Source organism: Micromonospora sp. DT227 (genome assembly GCF_049841835.1).
Classification (GTDB): domain Bacteria; phylum Actinomycetota; class Actinomycetes; order Mycobacteriales; family Micromonosporaceae; genus Micromonospora.
Map to the genome: position 1 here is coordinate 44,049 of NZ_JBNCLA010000013.1, position 20,376 is coordinate 64,424.

At 73.5% G+C, this 20,376-nt stretch carries 20 protein-coding genes; 9 read left to right on the forward strand and 11 right to left on the reverse strand.

What is annotated here, in order from left to right; all coding sequences use genetic code 11:
• Window positions 1-40: 40 nt before the first annotated feature.
• A complete protein-coding gene (locus ACLQ2W_RS30600; RefSeq protein WP_425790930.1) occupies window positions 41-841 on the forward strand; it encodes an HAD family hydrolase in 801 nt (266 codons plus the stop codon).
• A 121-nt stretch (window positions 842-962) separates the two neighbouring features.
• On the opposite strand, the gene ACLQ2W_RS30605 is transcribed toward ACLQ2W_RS30600, so the two are convergent.
• Both ACLQ2W_RS30605 and ACLQ2W_RS30610 read right to left on the reverse strand, forming a co-directional pair.
• Window positions 963-1,226, reverse strand: a complete 264-nt coding sequence (locus ACLQ2W_RS30605) for a hypothetical protein (RefSeq protein ID WP_425790932.1) — start codon at window positions 1,224-1,226, stop codon at window positions 963-965.
• 17 nt (window positions 1,227-1,243) lie between these two features.
• Entirely contained in the window at window positions 1,244-3,025 is a 1,782-nt protein-coding gene (locus ACLQ2W_RS30610; RefSeq protein WP_425790934.1) for an N-acetylglutaminylglutamine amidotransferase, read from the reverse strand.
• Between the two features lie 155 nt (window positions 3,026-3,180).
• Between ACLQ2W_RS30610 and glnA the strand changes: the two genes are divergently transcribed.
• Together glnA and ACLQ2W_RS30620 are read left to right on the forward strand one after the other, a co-directional pair.
• Complete coding sequence (gene glnA / locus ACLQ2W_RS30615; RefSeq protein ID WP_425790936.1) at window positions 3,181-4,605, forward strand: type I glutamate--ammonia ligase; 1,425 nt, start codon at window positions 3,181-3,183, stop codon at window positions 4,603-4,605.
• Between the two features lie 93 nt (window positions 4,606-4,698).
• Complete coding sequence (locus ACLQ2W_RS30620; protein WP_425790938.1) at window positions 4,699-5,865, forward strand: carboxylate-amine ligase; 1,167 nt, start codon at window positions 4,699-4,701, stop codon at window positions 5,863-5,865.
• An 18-nt stretch (window positions 5,866-5,883) separates the two neighbouring features.
• Here ACLQ2W_RS30620 and ACLQ2W_RS30625 read toward each other — a convergent pair whose 3' ends face one another.
• Window positions 5,884-6,711, reverse strand: a complete 828-nt coding sequence (locus tag ACLQ2W_RS30625; protein WP_425790940.1) for a PIG-L family deacetylase — start codon at window positions 6,709-6,711, stop codon at window positions 5,884-5,886.
• A 73-nt stretch (window positions 6,712-6,784) separates the two neighbouring features.
• Here ACLQ2W_RS30625 and ACLQ2W_RS30630 point away from each other — a divergent pair, with 73 nt between their 5' ends.
• The gene (locus tag ACLQ2W_RS30630) at window positions 6,785-7,501 is read left to right on the forward strand and encodes a hypothetical protein (protein WP_425790942.1); all 717 of its coding nucleotides are present in this window, start codon (window positions 6,785-6,787) and stop codon (window positions 7,499-7,501) included.
• A gap of 30 nt (window positions 7,502-7,531) precedes the next feature.
• Here ACLQ2W_RS30630 and ACLQ2W_RS30635 read toward each other — a convergent pair whose 3' ends face one another.
• The 6 genes from ACLQ2W_RS30635 to ACLQ2W_RS30660 all read right to left on the reverse strand — a co-directional run bounded on the left by ACLQ2W_RS30635 (window position 7,532) and on the right by ACLQ2W_RS30660 (window position 15,624).
• A complete protein-coding gene (locus ACLQ2W_RS30635; protein WP_425790944.1) occupies window positions 7,532-10,348 on the reverse strand; it encodes a glycosyl hydrolase family 95 catalytic domain-containing protein in 2,817 nt (938 codons plus the stop codon).
• Between the two features lie 117 nt (window positions 10,349-10,465).
• Window positions 10,466-11,503 carry a nitroreductase gene (locus ACLQ2W_RS30640; RefSeq protein WP_425790946.1) on the reverse strand — a complete coding sequence of 346 codons (1,038 nt, stop codon included), beginning with the start codon at window positions 11,501-11,503 and terminating at the stop codon, window positions 10,466-10,468.
• Window position 11,504: 1 nt separating this feature from the next.
• Window positions 11,505-12,587 (reverse strand): GNAT family N-acetyltransferase, encoded by a 1,083-nt coding sequence (locus ACLQ2W_RS30645; RefSeq protein WP_425790948.1) that lies wholly within the window; start codon window positions 12,585-12,587, stop codon window positions 11,505-11,507.
• Window positions 12,584-13,024, reverse strand: a complete 441-nt coding sequence (locus tag ACLQ2W_RS30650) for a DUF4188 domain-containing protein (protein WP_107155405.1) — start codon at window positions 13,022-13,024, stop codon at window positions 12,584-12,586. Before ACLQ2W_RS30650 ends, ACLQ2W_RS30645 begins: the two co-directional genes overlap by 4 nt.
• A gap of 2 nt (window positions 13,025-13,026) precedes the next feature.
• Entirely contained in the window at window positions 13,027-14,592 is a 1,566-nt protein-coding gene (locus ACLQ2W_RS30655; RefSeq protein ID WP_425790950.1) for a phenylacetate--CoA ligase family protein, read from the reverse strand.
• 81 nt (window positions 14,593-14,673) lie between these two features.
• Complete coding sequence (locus ACLQ2W_RS30660; protein ID WP_425790952.1) at window positions 14,674-15,624, reverse strand: DUF3800 domain-containing protein; 951 nt, start codon at window positions 15,622-15,624, stop codon at window positions 14,674-14,676.
• Window positions 15,625-15,881: 257 nt separating this feature from the next.
• Here ACLQ2W_RS30660 and ACLQ2W_RS30665 point away from each other — a divergent pair, with 257 nt between their 5' ends.
• Entirely contained in the window at window positions 15,882-17,108 is a 1,227-nt protein-coding gene (locus tag ACLQ2W_RS30665) for a PucR family transcriptional regulator (RefSeq protein ID WP_425790954.1), read from the forward strand.
• A gap of 3 nt (window positions 17,109-17,111) precedes the next feature.
• On the opposite strand, the gene ACLQ2W_RS30670 is transcribed toward ACLQ2W_RS30665, so the two are convergent.
• Complete coding sequence (locus ACLQ2W_RS30670; RefSeq protein WP_281940366.1) at window positions 17,112-17,342, reverse strand: potassium transporter TrkA; 231 nt, start codon at window positions 17,340-17,342, stop codon at window positions 17,112-17,114.
• 399 nt (window positions 17,343-17,741) lie between these two features.
• Between ACLQ2W_RS30670 and ACLQ2W_RS30675 the strand changes: the two genes are divergently transcribed.
• From ACLQ2W_RS30675 to ACLQ2W_RS30690, 4 genes are all read left to right on the forward strand, one after another.
• Complete coding sequence (locus ACLQ2W_RS30675; RefSeq protein ID WP_425790956.1) at window positions 17,742-17,879, forward strand: hypothetical protein; 138 nt, start codon at window positions 17,742-17,744, stop codon at window positions 17,877-17,879.
• A 112-nt stretch (window positions 17,880-17,991) separates the two neighbouring features.
• A complete protein-coding gene (locus ACLQ2W_RS30680; RefSeq protein WP_425790958.1) occupies window positions 17,992-18,306 on the forward strand; it encodes a TraR/DksA family transcriptional regulator in 315 nt (104 codons plus the stop codon).
• A gap of 99 nt (window positions 18,307-18,405) precedes the next feature.
• On the forward strand, window positions 18,406-18,822 hold the full coding sequence (locus ACLQ2W_RS30685) for a hypothetical protein (protein WP_425790960.1): 417 nt from the start codon (window positions 18,406-18,408) through the stop codon (window positions 18,820-18,822).
• A 7-nt stretch (window positions 18,823-18,829) separates the two neighbouring features.
• Window positions 18,830-19,873 (forward strand): polyprenyl synthetase family protein, encoded by a 1,044-nt coding sequence (locus tag ACLQ2W_RS30690; RefSeq protein WP_425790962.1) that lies wholly within the window; start codon window positions 18,830-18,832, stop codon window positions 19,871-19,873.
• 19 nt (window positions 19,874-19,892) lie between these two features.
• On the opposite strand, the gene ACLQ2W_RS30695 is transcribed toward ACLQ2W_RS30690, so the two are convergent.
• On the reverse strand, window positions 19,893-20,315 hold the full coding sequence (locus tag ACLQ2W_RS30695) for a cold-shock protein (RefSeq protein WP_425790964.1): 423 nt from the start codon (window positions 20,313-20,315) through the stop codon (window positions 19,893-19,895).
• Between the last annotated feature and the right edge of the window lie 61 nt (window positions 20,316-20,376).

The following is a 20,376-nucleotide window of genomic DNA, read 5'->3' on the forward strand; positions in this document are numbered from 1 at the left end:
ACATGTCCCGGCTGACCACGGCCGGCGGCCGGCGGAGGTCGTGCTCTTCGACATCGACGGGACTCTCGTCCGGCCGGGCAGCGAGATCCAACGACGGCACATGGGCGCCATGGCGGCGGCGGTTGCCGAGGTGACCGGCAGCGCCGAGGAGTTCGTCTACCGGGACAACGGTCTCAGCTACGGCGGCGTCGATCTTTCCGGCTTCACCGACGCCGGGACGATAGCGGTGGCACTGCGGTTGCAGGGATGGCCCGACACCGACATCAACGCCGCCCTGCCACAGGTGGTCGCGCTCATGGCGAAGGAACTGGATGCCGGGGGGACCGTTCCCGCCGACGAGGACCTGCTGCCCGGCACCGTGGAACTGGTGCGCGGCACGGTGGAGGGATCGACGAGGATCGGCCTGAGCACCGGCAACGCCCGGGCGGTGGCGAACTGGAAGATGCGGTGCACCGGGCTGGCCGACGCGCTGCGGGACGGGGGCTTCGGCGACGGCGCCCGGCGCCGCGCCGAGGTGGTGGTGGCCGCCGTCGCGGCACTCGCCGACGGGCGACCCTACCGGGGAGTTGTCGTGGGTGACACCGTCTCCGACGTCTCCGCCGCGCACGCCGCCGGCCTGCGTTGTCTCGCCGTGTCCACCGGCGGCACGTCCGCCGCCGAACTCACGGCAGCCGGCGCCGACGCCGTCCTGCCACGGCTCGATGACAAGGCCGCCCGAGCCGTCCTCGGCGAACTGCTCGCCGGGGCCCGCACGGCACGGCCGCCGGCGCCGGGCCCGCCTCCGGGTGGAACCGGCGCGGGGAGCGACGGCGACCGGATCACCATTCCGGGCGGGCGGTGATGCCCGGAACGCTTCGGCACACGAGGCTGCCCCGCCCGGTGAACCCGGCGGAAGCGCCTGCGCGCCGAGCGCGTGGCACCCGGCGGGTGGGCGGCGTGGCGCTTGGGGGCGCGGCCGGCGGTCAGACCGGGGGGATGCCGGAGCGGCCGATGGCCGACATGTCGCCGCCGCCGATCTCGCTGGTGGCGGTGGGTGGGGGCGGGGCGGTGGCCTCGGTCCGGTCCTCGATGCAGGCGTCGCCGAGCCCGTGCATCAGCTCCCCGATGGCGGCCAGCGCCGAGCCCTTGTCCGGGCAGGGCCGGCCGGTCGCGAGCACCTGCCCGTCGCCGCCCAGCACCGTGAACCCCACCCGGCCGTCGGTCTCGCTCTCGATGACGAACTTCACCGCGTTCCTCCCGCCGCTCAGACCCCGTGGGACTGCAACCACAGCTCCAGCAGGCCCAGTTGCCACAGCTTGTTGCTGCCGGCGGCGGCCTGCGCCCGGTCCGGCTCGGCGAGCAGCTCGTCGACGTAGGCCCGGCGGAACAGGCCGCGCCGGCGGGCCTCGGGCGCGTCGAGCGCCTCGATCACCAACTCCCGCACCGGGCCGTCGACGTTGCGCAGCGCCGGCACCGGGAAGTAGCCCTTGGGCCGGTCGATGACCTCGGCCGGCAGCACCTCCCGGGCCACGTCCTTGAGCACGCCCTTGCCGCCCCGGGCCAGTTTGTGCTCGGGCGGGCAGGCGGCGGCGAGCGTCACCAGGTCCTGGTCGAGGAAGGGCGTGCGCACCTCCAGCCCCCAGGCCATGCTCATGCTGTCGACCCGTTTGACCGGGTCGTCGGGGAGCATCAGGTGGGTGTCCAGGCGCAGCACCGCGTCCACCGCGGTCCGCGCGCCCGGCGCGGCCAGTTCCGCGGCGACCAGCTCGCCGCTCACGTCGGCGTCGCAGGCGTACGCCGGGTCGACCACCCGGTTCAGCTCGGCGTGGTCGCGGTCGAAGAACGCGGTGGTGAACTCGGCCGCGGCGTCGGCGCGGGCCGTCCGCGCGAGCCGGTGGTGGTAGCCGTAGCCGGCGAACACCTCGTCGGCGCCCTGCCCGGACTGCGCCACCTTCACGTGTCGGGCGACCTGCTCGGAGAGCAGGTGGAAGGCCACCACGTCGTGGCTGCCCATCGGTTCGGTCATGGCCGCCACGGTGGCGCGGACGGCCGGGCCGAGGTCGCCGTCGGCGAGGCGGATGCGGTGGTGGTCGGTGTCGAAGGTGCGGGCGACCAGGTCGGAGTAGTGGAACTCGTCGCCGGACTCGTCGCCCCGGCTGTCGAAGCCGATGCTGAACGTCTGGAGGTGGTGCTGCCCGGCTCCGTCGAGCAGCGCCACGATCATGCTGGAGTCGAGGCCGCCGGAGAGCAGCACCCCGACCGGCACGTCGGCGACCAGCCGACGGCGTACCGCGGTGCGCAGCGCGTCCCCGATCGCGGCCCGCCAGTCGCCGGCGTCCATCCCCTCGTGGGCCGGGTCGCGCCGGTACTCGGGCCGCCAGTAGACGTGCTCGCGGGTGCTCCCGTCGGCCTCCACCACCCGGACGGTGGCCGGCGGGAGCTTCCGCACGCCGCGCAGGATGGTGCGCGGCGCCGGCACGATCGAGTGCCAGGACAGGTAGTGGTGCAGCGCGACCGGGTCGATGCCGGTGTCCACGTCGCCGGCGGCCAGCAGGGCCGGCAGGGTGGAGGCGAACCGCAGCCGGCCGGGTGATTCGGCGAGGTAGAGCGGCTTGATGCCCAGCCGGTCCCGGGCCAGCACGAGGCGGCGGCGCCGCCGGTCCACCAGCGCGACGGCGAACATGCCGACCAGGTGGTCGACGAACCGTTCACCCCACTGGGCGTACGCGACCAGGATCACCTCGGTGTCGCTCGTCGAGCCGAAGGTGTGCCCGGCCGCCCGCAGCTCGTCGCGCAGCTCGGGATAGTTGTAGACGCAACCGTTGAAGACCAGGGCGAGCCCGAGGTCGTCCCGGACCATCGGCTGGTCGCCGGTCTCGGTCAGGTCGATCACGGTCAACCGGCGGTGCCCCAGGGTCACCCAGCCGTCGTTCCACCGCCCCTGGCCGTCGGGGCCGCGCGAGCGCATGGCCTCGGTCATCCGGGTGACCGCGCCCGCGTCGGGGGTGGCCCCGTCGAACCGGGCCTCACCGCTGATCCCGCACATGTCGGCGACTACCCGGCGTGTGACCAAGGAAACCCGGGATGGGCGGTTGGCGAGCCGGGGACGACGAGCCGTCGTACGGTGACGGTACGGGCCATGTCCCCGGGCGGTCCGGCCACGGGACGTGGCCATGATCAACAACGCTGCCAGGAGGACGTGTGTTCGCCAATTCCGAGGAACTCCTGCGATACCTCAGCAACGAGGACGTGAAGTTCGTCGACGTACGTTTCTGTGACCTGCCCGGCGTGATGCAGCACTTCAACCTGCCGGTCGAGTCCTTCGACGACAGCGTCTTCACCGACGGCCTCGCGTTCGACGGCTCGTCGATCCGCGGCTTCCAGTCGATCCACGAGTCGGACATGCTCCTGCTCCCCGACGTCGCCACCGCGTTCATCGACCCGTTCCGCGCCCAGAAGACCCTCGCGCTCAACTTCTTCGTCCACGACCCCTTCACCCGCGAGGCCTACTCCCGCGACCCCCGCAACGTCGCCAAGAAGGCCGAGGCATACCTCGCCGCCAGCGGCATCGCCGACACCGCCTACTTCGGCGCCGAAGCCGAGTTCTACATCTTCGACTCCATCCGCCACGAAACCTCCGCCCACCAGTCGTTCTACTACATCGACTCGATCGAGGGCGCCTGGAACACCGGCCGGATCGAAGAAGGCGGCAACCGCGGCTACAAGACCGCCTACAAGGGCGGCTACTTCCCCGTCCCCCCGGTCGACCACTACGCCGACCTGCGCGACAGCATGGTCCGCCGCATGGTCGACGCGGGCTTCACGGTCGAGCGCTCGCACCACGAGGTCGGCACCGGCGGACAGTCGGAGATCAACTACAAGTTCTCGACGCTGCTGCGCGCCGCCGACGAACTGCAGCTCTTCAAGTATCTGATCAAGAACGAGGCCTGGGCGCACGGGAAGACCGCCACGTTCATGCCCAAGCCGCTGTTCGGTGACAACGGCTCCGGCATGCACACCCACCAGAGCCTCTGGCTCAACGGCGAGCCGCTGTTCTACGACGAGACCGGCTACGCCGGCCTGTCCGACACCGCCCGCTGGTACATCGGCGGCCTGCTGCACCACGCCCCCTCGCTGCTGGCCTTCACCAACCCGACCGTCAACTCCTACCGACGCCTCGTGCCCGGCTTCGAGGCACCGGTCAACCTGGTCTACTCCCAGCGCAACCGCTCCGCCTGCACCCGCATCCCGGTCACCGGCAGCAACCCCAAGGCCAAGCGCGTCGAGTTCCGCGTCCCCGACCCCTCGGCCAACGTCTACCTCGCCTTCTCCGCGATGATGATGGCCGGCCTCGACGGCATCAAGAGCAAGATCGAACCCCCGGCCCCCATCGACAAGGACCTCTACGACCTCCCCCCGGAGGAGTGGGGCGACGTCAAGCAGGTCCCCGCCTCGCTGTCGCACGCGCTGGAGGCGCTGGCGGCCGACCACGACTACCTGCTCGACGGCGGCGTCTTCACCGACGACCTGATCTCCACCTGGATCGACTGGAAGAACGCCAACGAGGTCGACCCGGTGCGCCTGCGGCCCACCCCGCACGAGTTCGCGATGTACTTCGACTGCTGAGGCCGTACCCGTTCGTCACCGGCCCCGCGTGCGGAGCCCGCGGGGTCGGTGGAAACGGCATCCGGGAGGCCACCGGCCTCGTACCGTCGAGACATGGCGCAGCCCCGCGACGACCGGCCCGGAACGGCGGTGCGGCCGCGACCTACCGACGCCCCGGCGACCGCCGACCCGCTCACGCTCGGGGTGGAGGAGGAGTTCCTGCTGCTGGACCCGGTGACCGGGGAGAGCATGCCGGTCGCCGACCGGGTCCGCGACGCGCTCTCCGGGGTCGCTCGTGCGCAGAGCCGGCAGGAGTTCCGGCACAGCATGGTGGAGATGGTGACCCCGGTCAGCCTCGACCTGGCGTCGCTGCGGGAGCACCTCGTCGCGCTGCGTCGGGCCGCCGCCCGGGCCGCCGACGCGGTCGGGGCGCGACTGGTGGCGGTCGGGGCGACCCCGGTCTGCGAGGCCCACCGCACGGTGCCCGACGAGCCGCGCTACCACGACATGTCCCGCCGGTTCGGGCCGGTCGCCCACGATCCGGCGGTGTGCGGCTGCCACGTCCACGTCGGGGTGCCCGACCGGGAACTCGCCGTCCGGGTCTGCAACCACCTGCGCCCGTGGCTGCCGGTGGTGCAGGCGCTCACCGTGAACTCGCCGCTGCACGACGGGCGGGACACCGGACACGCGAGCTGGCGCTCGATGCAGCTGGAACGCTGGCCGAGCATCGGGCCCACGCCGCACTTCGACTCCGCCGCCGACTACGACGCCACAGTGCAGGAGCTGATCACCGCCGGGATCATGCTCGACGCCGCGATGGTCTACTGGTACGCCCGGCCGTCCGCGTCCTACCCGACCGTGGAGATCCGGGTCGGCGACGTCTGCCCCACCGTCGACGACACCGTGCTCGTCGCCGGGCTGGTCCGGGCGCTGGTCGCCACCATGATCGACGAGATCCGCGCGGGCGTTCCCGCGCCGCGGATCCGCGACTGCCTGGTCGCCGCCGCGCACTGGCGGGCCGCCCACGACGGTCTCGACGGTGAGCTGGTGGACCTGCGCACCGGCCGGCCCCGGCCGGCCTGGGACCTGGTCGACGAGCTGCTCGCCACGGTCGCGCCCGCGCTGGCCCGGCACGGGGACCGGGAGCTGATCATGCGGGAGGCGGAGCGGCTACGGCGGGACGGCACCGGCGCCACCCGGCAACGGCGGATCATGGCCGACACCGGCGGCGACGTCCGCGCCGTGCTGGAGCATCTGGCCGCGCAGACCACCGCGGCCTGACCGGTGCCGGCCGTGCCGTCAGCGCAGACCGGCGAACAGGTCGTCCTCCGGCGTCGGCGCGCCGGTGGTGTCGCGGACCCGGACGAACGTCTCCGTCCCCATCAGCTCGACGAACCGCTCCTGCCCGAGGCGCAGGAAGAAGATGTTCTCCGCCTGGCTGGCGTGCGCGGCCAGCGAGGCGAACTTCCGCTCACCGTGGGCACGGGTGTCCACCCAGGTGGTGATCTCCTCGTCGGGCAGGCCCAGCGGCGGCGTCGAGTCGGTCGCCTCCGGATCCGGGAACTCCACCCCGATCTCCTGCATGACCTTGCCGAACTCCCGGAACGCGCTGCGCGGCACCGTGGTCCAGTAGACCTTCGCCGGGATGCCGGTGCGCTCCACCGCGGCCATCGTGATGCGGTGCGCCTGGATGTGGTCGGGGTGGCCGTAGAAGCCGTTCTCGTCGTAGGTGACCACCACGTCGGGGCGGTAACGCCGGATCAGCTCGGCCAGCCGGTCGGCCGCCTCGGTGACCGGCGTGTTCCAGAACGCGCCGGGCGCGTCGTTGGTGGCCCAGCCCATCATCCCGGAGTCGGCGTAGTCGAGCGTCTCCAGGTGGGTGACCTTCAGCGCCTCGCAACTGGCCGCCAGCTCCGCCCGGCGCATCGCCACCACGGCCTGCGGGTCATGCCCGGCCTCGCCCGGCTTGACGCCGTCGGGGCCGTCGCCGCACCGGCCGTCCGTGCAGGTCACGAGCACTGTCGTGACGCCTTCGGCCGCATAGCGGGCGAGGACGCCGCCGGTGCTCGTCGCTTCGTCGTCGGGGTGCGCGTGCACCGCCATCAGGGTCAGGGATCGCTCAGCCACCCCGTCACCATACGAGCATCCACCGACGCACTAGCATTGCCCGGTCCGCAGACGGCGACGGAAGCGAGGCACGATGGGTTGGCTCCGGCGGTTGCTGGGTGGCGGCGGTGGGGTCGAACTGGACCCCGAACGCCAGCAGACACTGCTGCGGGACGTCCGGCACTCCTACGGCGCGCACGCCCCGATCCGGTTCCCCGAGCAGGTCGACGCGATCGGTCGGCTGCTCGCCGACGACGACGGTCTGGTGGTGGCCGCCGGGATCGTCTGCGAGGCCGCCGAGGAGGCCCACGCCGACCTCCAGTTCCAGGCCCAGGAGGTGTACCGGCGCACCGGCCGGCGGCTGCTGGTGCACCGCCGCAACTACCGGCCCCTGTGGAAGGAGGCCGGGCAGTGGCTGCGCTGGCCGCTCGCCGCGCTGCCCAGCGGGCTGCACCCGTACGCGCAGGTGGCCGCCGCCGTCACGGTGGTCGGCGGCCGGGCGAAGCGCCTCGACCGGGTGACCGACCCGCAGCCGTTCGTGACCCGCCTGTTCGAGGTGCTCGATCTCACCACCGCCGGCTGGGAGTTCGGCCGGGTGCGGGTGGACACCGACAGCGCCACGCTTGTCGAGCGGCTCACCGGCACCGCCGCGCAGGTGCTCGCCACCATGGACGATCCGCCCCGGCTGCCGCCGCCGGTCCGCGAGATGATGCGCCGCAACCACAGCATCGACGTGTACGACCCGGCCGCCCCCCGGGTGGTGGGTCGGATCAACCCCGGGGCGCGGCTGCGCGAGACGCTGCTGGCCTGACGCCGCCCACCCCGGGGTGTTCCCGCTCGGTCAGGTGGTCGTGCAGGTCAGGTTCGTCGGCGGGTTGTTGGCGCCGGTGACCGTGCCGATGAAGCCGAACGTGGTGGACGCCCCGGCCGCCAGCGCGCCGTTGTAGTCGACGTTGCGCACCGACACGTTCGCGCCGCTCTGGGTGTGGGAGCCGCCCCAGATCTGGTTGATGACCTGCCCGTCGGGGAACGTCCAGGCCACCGTCCAGCCACGGATCGCGGTCGCGCCGGCGGTCACCGTGACCTCGGCCTGGAAGCCGCCCGACCAGGAGCCCGTCACCGCGTACGTCGCCCGCGCGCCGGACGGCGCGGGTGAGCTGGTGGTCGGCGTCGGTGTCGGACTCGGCGTGGGCGAGGGGGTGGGCGTGAGGGTCGGCGTCGGTGCCGGCGTCACGCCCGGCCGCGCCGCCCGGTAGGTGCGACCGGCCCGGACGGCGAACTGGACGACGTCCGTCTCCGGTCGGGTGGTGGCCGGCGTGCTGCCGTCACCGGCGTCGGCGAGGGTGAAGCCGCCGGTGAACAGCCGGGACCGCAGCCGCAGCGTGCCGTCGCGGTCGGCACGGACGACGATCTCGTCGGGCTGGCCGTTCGACCAGGCCAGCGCGACCGTGTACCCGCCCCGACCGCGTAGGCCCGCGACCTGCCCGGCGGGCCAGGCGGTGGGCAGCGCCGGCAACAGGTTCAGCTCGCCGGTGTGACTGTGCAGCAGCATCTCGGCGATGCCGGAGGTGGCGCCGAAGTTGCCGTCGATCTGGAACGGCGGGTGCAGGTCGAACATGTTCGGCGCGAGCCGGTCGGTACGCACCAGGTCACGCAGGAGCTTGTGGGCGCGGGCGCCGTCCTCCAGCCGGGCCCAGAAATTGATCTTCCAGGCGAGCGACCAGCCGGTCCCGTCGTCGCCCCGCAGCTCCAGCGTCCGGCGGGCGGCCTCGTAGAGCGCCGGCGTGCCCCGCTTGGTGATCTGGTTGCTGGGATGCAGCCCGTACAGGTGGGAGACGTGCCGGTGGGTCCGCTCCGGCTCGATCCAGTCGGCGAGCCACTCCTGGACGTTGCCGCGGAAGCCGACGCGGCTCGGGGGCAGCCGGTCTTTCGCGGTGCGCACCTGGGACCGGAACGTGGTGTCGACGCCGAGGACCTCGCTGGCCCGGGCCGCGGCGTCGAACAGGTCGCGCAGGATCTGGTTGTCCATGGTGGGGCCGGCGCAGACGCTCGCGTTCGCGTGGTGCGGCAGCTCCGGCGAGTTCGACGGGTTCGTCACCAGGTAGCCGAGCGTCGGGTGGGCGACCAGGGTGTCCAGGAAGAACTGGGCGGCGCCCTTCAACGCCGGATAGTTGGCCTGGAGGAACCCGAGGTCGCCGGTGAACAGGTAGTGGTCCCAGATGAGCGTGCTCAGCCACGCGCCACCGGTCTGCCACATGCCCCACAGCGCCCCGTCGACGACCGACGCGCCCCGCCACGCGTCCGTGTTGTGGTGGGTGACCCAGCCGCCGGCGCCGTACTGCGCCTGCGCGACCCGCGCGCCGGTCACGGTCAGGTCCTTGATCATGTCGAAGACCGGCAGGAAGCACTCGGACAGGTTCGTGGTGTCGGCCGGCCAGTAGTTCATCGGCAGGTTGGCGTTGATCGTGTACTTCGAGTCCCAGGACGGGGCGAGCGAGTCGTTCCAGATGCCCTGGAGGTTCGCCGGTTGGGTGCCCGGACGCGAGGAGGAGATCAGCAGGTACCGCCCGAACTGGAACAGCAGCGCGGCGAACTGCGGATCGTTGGTGCTCGCGTGTTGCGCGATCCGCACGTCGGTCGGCTGGTCGGCCGCGGCCGTCCGGCCCAGGTCGATCGTGACCCGGTTGAACAGCGCCTGGTAGTCGGCGAGGTGGCGGCTGCGCAACTGGTCGACCGCCACGCTCCGGGCGGCGTTGAGCCGGGTCCGCGCGATGCCCTGGTAGTCGCCGTTGACGGTGCGGTAGTTGACGTAACTGGAGCCGATCGAGATCAGCAGCGTCACGCTCGTCGCGCCGGAGACCCGCAGCGTCCCGCCGGAACTGCTGACCGTGCCACCGGTCACGGCGGCGTTGGCCAGGGCGAGGAACCGCACCGAGCCGGTGACGCCCTCCATGCTGCCGGAGACGCCGTCGAGCCCGATGGTGGCGGCGTCCGGGCTCGACACGCTGCTGCGTTGCGGGCTGTCGAAGGTGGCGGAGAAGCTGATCGAGTTCGCCCGGTCGGCGGTCAGCCGGACCACGACCACCTGGTCGGGCGCGCTCGCGAACACCTCCCGCTGATGGCGTACGCCGCCCAGCACGTAGCTCGTGGTGACCGTGGCGGTGGTGAGGTCGAGCGTCCGGCGGTACTGCGTCGCCCCGCCGGACGAGCCGAAGGCGAGCCGGAGGTTGCCCACGATCTGGTAGGCGAGCTGCCCGCCGGGGGTCCCCATCATGGTCTGGTTGATGAGGTCCTGCGCCGAGGTCCACTGGTCGGCGAAGACGCGCCGCCGGATCTCGGCCAGGTTGGCCGCGCCCCGGGTGTTGGCGGAGTCGTACGGGCCGCCGGCCCAGACCGTGTCCTCGTTGAGCTGGAGCCGTTCGGTGTCGACGTTGCCGAACACCATCGCGCCGAGCCGCCCGTTGCCGATGGGCAGGGCTCGCAGCCAGTCGGTGCCGGCCTCCTCGTCGTACCACAGTGCCAGATCGTTCGCGGCCAGCACCTCGGGCGGCGCCGCCGAGCCGGCGCGGGCGGCGGCGGTCCAGGCTGCCGGCGCCAGCGCCGCGCCAGCGCCGGCCGCCGAAGCCTTGAGGACGTTTCTTCGGGAAACTTCGGACATGGTCTCTCCCGGTCACACAATCAACGATGACGAGCAACTGTTAGCGCTAACATCTACGCGCCGCGCCCAACGATGCCCACTGCCACGATGCGCACGCCGGAGCTCCCTTACCGCGCACTACATCAGCCCATATGGACTTTCATGGATGAGACGCCGGTCGTCAAGAAGTGACGAGCAGGTTTTGCGAACGTTGCCATCTCGGGTCCGGCGGGCCGAGCGGGGCGCCGCAGCGACCGGCCGCCCCACCCGGGTCACGTGCACGACCCGCCGCGGCGCCACGTCCAGCAGCGCGCCGAGCGTGTCGCGGGTGGCGGCGACGTCGACGAGCTGGCTCAACGGGTGCGCCGCCAGGCCGGCGGCGTGCAGCGTCAGCCACACCCGCATCAGCACCCGGCCGAACTCGACCTGGCCGGGGGCGTCCAGGTCGGGCGGGGCCACCAACGCCAGCACCGCGCCGCCGCGCGCGAGCGGATCGTCGCCGGCGGCGAGCAGCCGGGCCAACCCCAGCGGGCGCAGCACCGGATACGCGGCCAGCGCCGCCCGCAGCCCGGTGGCGGCCGGCCGGGACAACCCGAGGCAACGATCGCTCAGCCCGTCGGCCCGGTAGTCCGGCCGCGCCGGGTCCAGCCGCAGCCACCGACGCAGCTCGGCCACCACCGCCGGGTCCGCGTAGACCTGCCGGTCGGCGGCGCGCAGCAACGCGCCGAGCCGCCCGGCCCCGGGCACGAGGCGGACCCCGCCGCCGCCCCGCCGGGCCACGGCGTCGACGGCGGCGAGCACGTCGGCGTCCGGACCGCCGGTGAACCGGCCCCGGTCGGTACGCCGGTCCCAGACGTCCGAGGTGCGGAACGGCGTGCGGTACGGCTGCCGCGCCGGACGCAGCCGACCCACCCGGCGGTCGTGCTCGTCGTGGTCGGCGACCCAGTCCAGTCGCAGCCCCGCGTCGGCGGCGACGATCAGGCAGGTCTCCACGAACGCGCCGAGCGACAGCCGCAGGTCCCGCCCGCTCGGGTCGCCGGCCGGCAGCGTGTCGGCCGGGTCCCAGCCGACGGTGATCGCCCAGCGCTCGTAGCGCAGCCGCCACGGCTGGGTGTTGTGCGCGCTCGGCGCGCGCCAGCACAGCGGCTCCAACGCGCGGAACGCGGCGAGGTCCATGTCATCGCTCCTTCGCGTAGAACGTGTAACCGTGCAGCGGGCGGCCGCCGAGGCGGCGGTACTGCGCCGCCGAGGCCGGGTTGTCCCGCCCGACGTAGGTGCTGCGCAGCGTGGTGTAGCCGCCGGCGTGCAGGTTGTGGTGCAGGTGCGCGGAGAGCAGCCGCTGGTAGCCGCGCCCCTGGAACTCCGGCAGCACGCCCTTGACGATCAGCACCGCCTCGCGGCGGTACCGGCGGCGGGTGGCCAGCAGGCGGAGCTGGTTGACCGGGCCCAGGTCGCCGCGCGCCGCGACCAGGAACGCGCTGATGTCCGGTACGCAGAGCACGAACGCCACCGGCTGCCCGTCCCGGGTCAGGTACAGCAGCAGCGCGGAGTCCAGCAGGTACGCCAGCCCGTCGGTCTGCCGGCGCAACTGCGCGGCGGAGATCGGGGTGTAGTAGCCGAGCTGGGCGAACGAGTCGTTCAGCATGCCGCGCAGCAGGTCGAGCTGCTCGTCGAGGCGCCGCGCGTCGCCCCGGTGCAGCTCCAGCCGCGCGCCGTCCGGCTGCCCGCCCAACGCCGGCGGCGGCTCGACCGGGGCCGGCACCGGGCAGATCCAGGTGTCGGAGACGAACCGGCGGGCGAAGCCGTACGCCTCGTAGGCGGCCGGGTAGCGCGGCGGGTTCCAGGCGCTGTCCACGAAGCCCCGGTCGCCGAAGCCGGACGTGATCACGCCGCCGGCCTGGTTGGGCAGCAGCGCCACCGGGCCGAACAGCAGGTCCCGGTCGGCGCCGGCGTGCGCGGTGATCGCGTCGAACAGCGGCCCGGCGGCCGGCGCGGTGAACTCGGTGAGCCCGAACAACTGGCACCGGCGGCCCAGCTTCGCGTCCAGGTCCGCGTCGGTGTGCAGCGTGGTCCGCCCGACCACCGCCCCGTCCGCGTCGCGCAACACGTACAGCGGCACGCCGTCGGCCCACCAGCGGCGGATCTGCTGCCGGGGCGTCGGCACGTACCGCGGCTCGTCCGCGTACAGCCGGTCGGTGAGCGCGAGGAACTCGGCCAGGCCGCGCCGGCCGGTGACCCGCTCGAACCGGTGGCCGCTCACCGGCGTACCGCCGGTCCGGTGGTCTCCGCGCCCAGCGGGGTGAACGTGTCGATGTGGCCCATCGCGCCGTCCTCGGCCCGCCACGCGCCGTTGGAATAGCCGTCCGGCGAGGCCGTGTAGAGCCGGATGAACCCGGCGGTCGCGTTGCGCCCGCCGTCGGTCAGCCAGGCCATCAGTTTGCGGTGGTGCCGGGTCCGCGCGAAGCGCAGCATCGCGTCCCGGTCGGTGAAGAACGCGATCGTGCCCAACGTGAGCGGGAACTGCCAGTAGACGGTGTGCCAGCAGTAGCCGGACATCCGGCGCATGTCGCGCACCATCCGGAACCAGTCGGGGGCCAGCCGCAGCAGCACCAGCGGGCTCGCGTAGCGGGTGCCGCCGATGAACATCGCGCCGGCGCGGGCCTGCGCCGGGGCGCGGGAGAAGTCTCGGGTACGCATGGTCACCTCACCACCAGGTAGGCGTTCTTGATCTTCTGCGGGCCGGCGAACGGGCCGGTTCCCGGTTCGTGCAGCTCGATTCGCAGGTCACCGGCGGACGGGTCCTCCAGCAGGGACTGGGCGAAGTCGCGCGACACCGAGGTGAGGTGCCGGCGTACCCCGTCGCGGCAGGCGGTGGCGAGCGCCGCGCGGTCGGCGGCGGCCAGCGGGCCGCGCAGCTCGACGTGGATCACCGGCCGGGTCTCCAGCGTCGCGTCCTCGACCAGCGCCAGGCAGAACCGGCTGATCGCGGCGGCGTGCGGGTTGCCGGTGTAGAGGCCGTACTCGACGTCCTGCGGGTAGAGGTTCGCGCCCAGGTAGGAGATCGTGGAGTCGCGCCGACCGAACAGCAGCAGCAACGGCAGCGTCATCCGTTCGTCGGCCGTCGCGGCGCGGAACTCGGCCGCGCGCACCGGGTCGGCCGCGGCCAGTTCGGCGATCCGCCGGTACGGCACCAGCAGCGCCTCGTCGCCGACGTTGTAGCGCAGCCGGGGCTGGAGCACGTCCGGGCCGGCCACCGTGCAGACCAGCTCCCGCCGCTCGTTGGTCTCCAGGTAGGTCGCGAACGGGTTGTACTGGAACACCATCGGCAGCCGCTGCTCGCCGTCGCCGAGCAGGTCCGCGCGCAGCCCCGGGTCGGTCCGCAGCCGGCGCCGCAGCCACACCGTGAACCGGGTCTCCGCGCCGATGCCGATGGTCAGGTCCGACGCCCCGTACGCCGAACGCACCCGCACGAACCGCTGCTCCAGGTAGTCCCGCAGCGCCTCGGTCATCCCCTCCCCGCCGCAGCTACCGAAGATCCGGTACCGCGACCACGGGAAGTCCTCGGCGTCCAGCCGGTCGCGCAGGTGCTTGAGGAACGGCGGGTACGCGGTGACCAGGTAGTCGTGCCCCGGACCGAACTCACGCAACGTGTCGATGATCTTGCCGAGGTCCGGTCCGGTGTTCTTCACCACCGCGATCCGGGCCATCGCCGCGCCGGTCGTGGTGCCGGTCGCCCAGGCGCCCATCGAGTACGCGTTGATCACGAACGGCCGGCGCATCGGGAACACCAGCCCGGTGTAGCCGGCGATGTCCCGGTGCACCGCCCGCAGCTCCCGCTCGCCGCGCGGCCAGTTGAACGGCCGCCCCGACGACCCGGCCGACTCGTCGACCACCACGCCCCGCTCCGGCAGCCGCCCCCGCCGGCACCGGGCGGCGGCGTCGTGGCCCACCACGTACCCGAGCTTGTCGGTCTCCGGGAAGTCCCGCAGCCGACGGCGGACGCCCGCCGGACGGGCCCGCAGGAACTCGCGGTAGGCCGGCACCCGCCGGGCCGCCCGCACGCACGCGGCGCGGGCGTTCGCCTCGGCCAGCCGGTCGAGCGCCGGGTGGTGCCGCCGGGCCAGCCACCGCCACCCGGCCGGGTGCCGGCCGACCAGCCGGACCAGCGTGGCCACCGCGCGGCCGGTGGCCGACAGCGCGACCTCGCCGGGCAACGGCATGTCGACGGTACGCAGGGCGGCGGGTCGGTGCAGTGTCTCGGCCATGACAAGGATCCTGCCGACGCCGACGCGCCGACACCTGAGCCACCGGACGGGAGTTGTGCTGAGTACGCGTACCCAGCGGCACTACGGAGTCAGCAGTGCGCCGTCGTCGACCGCGCGTGGCATCCGCCGCGCCACACCGGCGAGCAGGTCCGCGACCTGCACGCGCGGATCGTCCCGGGAGTCGGTCATCACCAGGCCGGCCAGCGGCGACTCCCCCGCCGGCAGCCCGGCGCGCTCGGCCAGCGCCCGCTGGAGGCGACGCAGCCGGTCCGCGGTGAGCGCGCTCTGCTCGTCGTGGGTCACCAGCACCCGCCGCTGCCCCGCGCTCCAGCACAGCACGGTCTCGGCCAACGCCGGCAGCAGCGGCTCCAACGGCGGCGGGATCGACCGGTCCTCGGCGTAGAGGCGGGCCTGGACGGCGGCCACCCGGACCCGGTCGAGCGCGGTGAGCACGGCGTCGCCCGGCGCGTGTCGCAGCAGCGCGTCCCGGGCCACGAAGAAGCGGTCCACGCTGCCGTCGCCCGCCCGGTCCCGCCGCTTGGTCCGCAACATGTCGACGAACGCCGCCAGGAAGGCGTCCCCGTCGGGGCCGGTGGTCCGTACGGCCCGGTGCAGCACGTGGGCGTCGGTCCGGCGCTGCCCGGCCAGGCGGGTGCCGGCCAGATAGGACGGCTGGCCCAGCAGCAGGTCGACGATGCGGGTGACCAGGAAGAATTGCTTGTCGACCAGGTGGACGCGCGCCCGCCCGCGCAGTGCTGCCAGGAACCACGCCAACGCCTCGGCCGCCTCGGGTCGGCGCAGGAACTGCCGGGACTTGAACTCGTGCGGTGCGAACCGGAAGCCGGAGCGCAGTGTCGCGAGCAGCTCGGCCGCCTCCGCCACGGTGACGTCGACGCTCGCGTGCGCGATCACCGGCGTGGCGGGATCGAGCAGGTTGGTGCCGGAGAACCCCGACTCGTCGCAGGCGATCTCCACGACCGCGCCGGACGGTGCCGCCACCGGCGGCAGTCCGCCCTGGAGCGGCAGCCTCATGCCCGATCCCCCACCATGCCGACCATGGTCGCCGACCCGGCGTGATCCGACCACCGGTTTGGCAGACGGACGCGACGAGCACTTCCCTGCTGCGCGGCGTCGCCGGTGGAGAGTCGTATCTCGTCCGGATTGCGTCCGCCGGAGTCAGCCCGCCACACCGTCGAGCCGGGCCGGCCGGACCTGGGCCGGCACGGGGCAGGTCCGGGCCTAACCTTGGGGGAACCGGGCCGACAGCCGGCCCGCACGGGGAGATCATGATGACCGAGGGTGGCCGCCGGCCGGGACCGGCCGGGACCGGCGACGACGGGTGGCTGACGAGCGTGGCCCGCGAGGCGAGCGCCGACGCCGCCGGCGTACCGGTGGAGTTGCTCGGCGACTATCTGCCGCTCCTGCGGGACGCGGCGGTCACCGGCCGCCGGCCGCGCCGGGGCGAACTCGACGCGGTGGGCGCCCTCGGTCGGCGCGCCGCCGAGCAGGGCGTGTCGGCCGGCCGGGTGGTGCAGCTCTACCTGTCCGCGGCGCGCCGGCTCTGGCAGCAGCTTCCGCACCTGGACCGGTCCACCGACAGCGAGACGGTACGCGCCACCGCGGAGGCGGTCCTGCACGTGGTGGACGCCGCCGTCGCCACCCTGGCCGAGGGCTACGCGGCGGCCCGCCGGGACCTGGTCCGCCGGGAGGAGTCGCTGCGTCGGGAACTCGTCGACGACCTGCTGCGGGGTGACTCCGACCTCGGCGGCCTGGTGGAGCGGGCCGAGCCGTTCGGGCTGGACCTCGCCCGGGTGCACCAGGTCGCGCTCGCCGCACCGGGCCGGCGGCTACCGGACACCGGGGCGGCGATCAGCACGCTCGAACGGGTCATTTTCGACCGGCTGGGCGACCGGGACGTGCTGGTGGCCACGAAGGAAGGGCTGCTGGTCGTGATCGCGCCGGCCGACGCGGTGTCGCCCGGGCGCGGGCCCGCCGGCGGTGAGCCGCCCGGGGAGCTGGGCCGGCTGATGCACGGCGAACTGGACCGGCTGGTGCGGGGCCGCCCGTGGCAGGTGGCCGTGGGCCGGCCGCATCCGGGTCTCTACGGCATCGCCCGCTCCTACGAGGAAGCCCGGGAGGCGTTGACGACGGCCCGGCGGCTACGCGCCGAGACACCGGTGATCGACGCCCACGACCTGCTCATCTACCGCGTCCTGCTGCGGGACCAGCCGGCGATGGTGGACCTCGTCCGGGCCGTGCTCACCCCGCTCGGCCAGGCCCGGGGCGGCGCCGGTCCGCTGCTGGACACGTTGACCGAATACTTCGCCTGCGGTGAGGTCGCCACCGAGGCGGCCGGCCGCCTGCACGTGTCCGTACGCACCGTCACCTACCGGCTCAGTCGGGTACGCGCGTTGAGCGGCTACGACCCCGCCGACCCCCGGGACCGGTTCACCCTGCACGCCGCCGTGCTCGGGGCGCGGGCGCTGGACTGGCCCCGCCAGCCGCTGCCCGCGTAGGCGTCAGGCCGGCACGAGCGCCAGCTCCGGGAACCCGAGCAGGTTCGCCAGGGCCGTCGCCTCGTCGCGGGTGAGGGCCAGGTTGACCGTGCCGTCGGGGTCGGTCGGGTCGTCGTGCACGACGTCCCGCCGACCACCGAGCCGATGGACGACGACGCCGATCCGACGACCCTGTTCGGTGGTGATGGTGTGTCGGACCCCGATGCCGGGCAGGACGGTGCGTTCGATGATCACGAGAACTCCCCAGGGACGGCGGCCGGGCCGCCCGGGAGCGGGCGGACGCTACGGCGACGCGGTGGACGGGCGGGCGTGGACCGTGCTGGTGGGCGGCGCCCGGTCGGCCGACCGGGCGGGCACGCAATTGCCGTGGTGGCGCTGGTCGATGCCCATGCGCCAACCGTAGCGTCCGTCGGTCGCCGGCCCCGGTGTCGCCCCGATCGCCGCCCGGAGCCGGCGAAAGCGTTGTGGAGCAGCGCGATCGGCACCGGACGCGGCGGCCCGGACGCCCGCACCTCTCCGGCCACCGGCAACCAGGCAGCCACTTGTTGGCCGGCCGCTGGCAGTGCCGGTCCCCGCCACGCCGACGACGATGGAGATCCGACCCGGTGGCCGAGCAGCGAGGAGGCGGTGATCATGAGCGGCACGTCGACGGCTCCGCCGCCCGTGCTCGCCGGTGTCGCGCTGCCGCGCCGGCCCGAGCCGGCGGTACGCACCGGTCCGGCCGGCGACGGTCGCGTCCGGCCCGTCCCGGACGGGCCCCGCCACCGCTGAGGCGACGCCGACGCGACGTCGTCGCGCGCGCCCCCCGACCCTGGCCCCGCCGCACCCGCCCCGATGCCCGGGCGGCCGGGCCGTCATCATTCCCGAAAGGACCCATCCGGCCATGACGCACACCCTCGACGACCGCACCCGAACGCTGCGCGAACTGCTGGAGCGGCAGGCCGCGGAGTACACCGCCCAGCTCGGGGAGCTGACCGGGCAGCACCGCCAGCCCGAGCACGGCGGCCACGACCCGGACACCCTGCGCCGACTGATCGAGGCCGCCGAGCAGGGCGCCGCGGACACCGCCCGGGCGCTGACGCGGATGGCCGAGGGCAGGTACGGCGTCTGTGAGCGCTGCGGTCAGGACATCCCGACGGCCCGCCTGGAGATCCGCCCCGCGGCCCGCTTCTGCGTACCGTGCCAGCGGCCCCGCTGACCCGGCTCACGGCGGCAACGGGCCTCGCTACCGGCCACGCTGAGTCACCATGGCGACAGTCCCCTGGCGTGCCACCAGCGGTCCGGTGACACTTCGGCCATGACGCACAGCGAGCGTGAGCGCGCGGACGAGCGCTTCGAGAAGGTGGCCGAGGAGACCTCGGAGACCGTGACCCACGCGGCCACGGTGCTGGAGGAGGAACTCGCGGCGGGGCTGGCCGGCGCCCGGCGGCTCGAGGAGAAGCTGACCGAGAGCCGCCGGGTCGACCCGGAGGCGTTCGACGAACTCGTCGCGCGGGTCCGGACCGACGGGCACGCGCTGATCGACACCGTGGTCGGGCAACTGAAGATGGCCGACGACCAACGCGGCGAGGTGATCCGCCGCTACACCTCGGACGCGCACGACGCGCTCGACACCGTACTCAATCTCGCGCGGCTGGCGCCCGACGTGGCCAACGGGCTCGCGGACCGGCTGTCGTCGCCGGGTCCGGCCGGCCCGACCCGGACGGACCGGTAGCGGCGCGGTGGGGCCGACCACCGGGGTGGCCGGCGGGCACGTGGACCGCATGCTGGCGCGCTACCGCGGGCTCGCCCTCGACGCGCTGCTCGACGACCTGCCCGACGGCGGGCCGCGGTACCTCTACGACCTGGTCGCGGAGTATCCCCGGCGCTGGGGCAAGGGACTGCGCGCCGCGCTGTGCCTCGCGACCTGCCGGGCGTTCGGCGGCGCCGAGCCGGTGGGGCTCAACGCCGCGGTGACCGTCGAGCTGTTCCACAACGCGTTCCTGATCCACGACGACATCCAGGACGCCAGCGAGCAGCGACGCGGCGGGCCGACCCTGCACGCCGAGTACGGGGTCGGCGTGGCGCTCAACGTCGGCAACATGACGAACCTGCTGGCGTTGCGGCGGCTCGCCGCGAACCGGGCGGCGCTCGGCTCGGGGATCGCGTGGCGGCTGTTCACCGAGACCGAGCTGATGCTGCGCCACTCGCTGGAGGGGCAGGCCATCGAGGTCGGCTGGATCCGCGACAACGTGTGCGACCTGGACGCCGACGACTACTACCGGATGTGTCTGAAGAAGACGTCCTGGTACACCTGCATCTATCCGTGCCGTGCCGGCGTCCTGGTCGCCACCGGGCGGGAGAACGCGGTCGACGTCCTGGACCGGTACGGCTGGTACCTGGGCGCCGCGTTCCAGATCCAGGACGACGCGCTCAACCTCACCGGCGACTACGCCCGGTACGGCAAGGAGATCGCCGGCGACCTGTGGGAGGGCAAGCGGACGCTCATCCTCATCGACTTCCTGCGGCGGTGCACGCCCGACGAACGCGAGCGGGCGCTGCGCTTCCTGGGCCGGACCCGGGCGGCGCGCACCGCGTCGGAGGTGCGCTGGCTGCACGGGCGGCTGCTCGCGTACGACTGCGTGGAGACGGCCCGGCGCAGCGCCCGGGAACTGGCCGCGGCGGCCCGACGCGAGGGAGAACGGGCCCTCGGCGCCGCGGCCGACACCGAGGACGGTCGTTTCCTGCTCGACCTGACCGCCTACGTCGTGGAGCGCAACCGCTGACCGGCGGGCACCGGGACGGTCAGTCCTCCACCCAGCCGTGCTGACGCCCCAGCGCGATCAGCGCGCGCCGGGCCTGGACGATCTGCCCGCCGGTCATGGTGGGCGCGTTCGCCAGCAGCAGCTCGGTGACCGACGCCTCGAACTGGCCGACCGTCAGGACGTCGAACTCGTCGTCCTCCATCGGCGCCGACCCGGCGCCGGCCGGCACGGCGGACGCCGCGCCGTGCAGCGACACCGGCGGCTGGTCCAGTGTCACCCGCGCGACCTTCAGACCCCGCTCGGACTGCACGACCTCGTAGCTCACCTTCATGCCGACCGCCACGGAATGCCGCTGGTCGCCGAAGTCGTTCGCGTGCACGAAGACGTCGTCACCGCCGCGCACCGGCGCGATGAACCCGTAACCCCGGACGTCGTCGAACCGGACGATAGTGCCCTTTTCCATGCCCACCAACCCCACCACCTCAACCAATGACCGGGGGTCAGGATAGCGGAAAAACGATCAG

Excerpts from the sequence above, each read along its gene's own strand:
- ACLQ2W_RS30610 (WP_425790934.1), bottom strand. The coding sequence starts at position 3,025 with ATGTGCGGGATCAGCGGTGAGGCCCGGTTCGACGGGGCCACCCCCGAC.
- ACLQ2W_RS30620 (WP_425790938.1), top strand. The coding sequence starts at position 4,699 with ATGGCGCAGCCCCGCGACGACCGGCCCGGAACGGCGGTGCGGCCGCGA.
- ACLQ2W_RS30630 (WP_425790942.1), top strand. The coding sequence starts at position 6,785 with ATGGGTTGGCTCCGGCGGTTGCTGGGTGGCGGCGGTGGGGTCGAACTG.
- ACLQ2W_RS30635 (WP_425790944.1), bottom strand. The coding sequence starts at position 10,348 with ATGTCCGAAGTTTCCCGAAGAAACGTCCTCAAGGCTTCGGCGGCCGGC.
- ACLQ2W_RS30640 (WP_425790946.1), bottom strand. The coding sequence starts at position 11,503 with ATGGACCTCGCCGCGTTCCGCGCGTTGGAGCCGCTGTGCTGGCGCGCG.
- ACLQ2W_RS30650 (WP_107155405.1), bottom strand. The coding sequence starts at position 13,024 with ATGCGTACCCGAGACTTCTCCCGCGCCCCGGCGCAGGCCCGCGCCGGC.
- ACLQ2W_RS30655 (WP_425790950.1), bottom strand. The coding sequence starts at position 14,592 with ATGGCCGAGACACTGCACCGACCCGCCGCCCTGCGTACCGTCGACATG.
- ACLQ2W_RS30660 (WP_425790952.1), bottom strand. The coding sequence starts at position 15,624 with ATGAGGCTGCCGCTCCAGGGCGGACTGCCGCCGGTGGCGGCACCGTCC.
- ACLQ2W_RS30665 (WP_425790954.1), top strand. The coding sequence starts at position 15,882 with ATGACCGAGGGTGGCCGCCGGCCGGGACCGGCCGGGACCGGCGACGAC.
- ACLQ2W_RS30675 (WP_425790956.1), top strand. The coding sequence starts at position 17,742 with ATGAGCGGCACGTCGACGGCTCCGCCGCCCGTGCTCGCCGGTGTCGCG.
- ACLQ2W_RS30680 (WP_425790958.1), top strand. The coding sequence starts at position 17,992 with ATGACGCACACCCTCGACGACCGCACCCGAACGCTGCGCGAACTGCTG.
- ACLQ2W_RS30685 (WP_425790960.1), top strand. The coding sequence starts at position 18,406 with ATGACGCACAGCGAGCGTGAGCGCGCGGACGAGCGCTTCGAGAAGGTG.
- ACLQ2W_RS30695 (WP_425790964.1), bottom strand. The coding sequence starts at position 20,315 with ATGGAAAAGGGCACTATCGTCCGGTTCGACGACGTCCGGGGTTACGGG.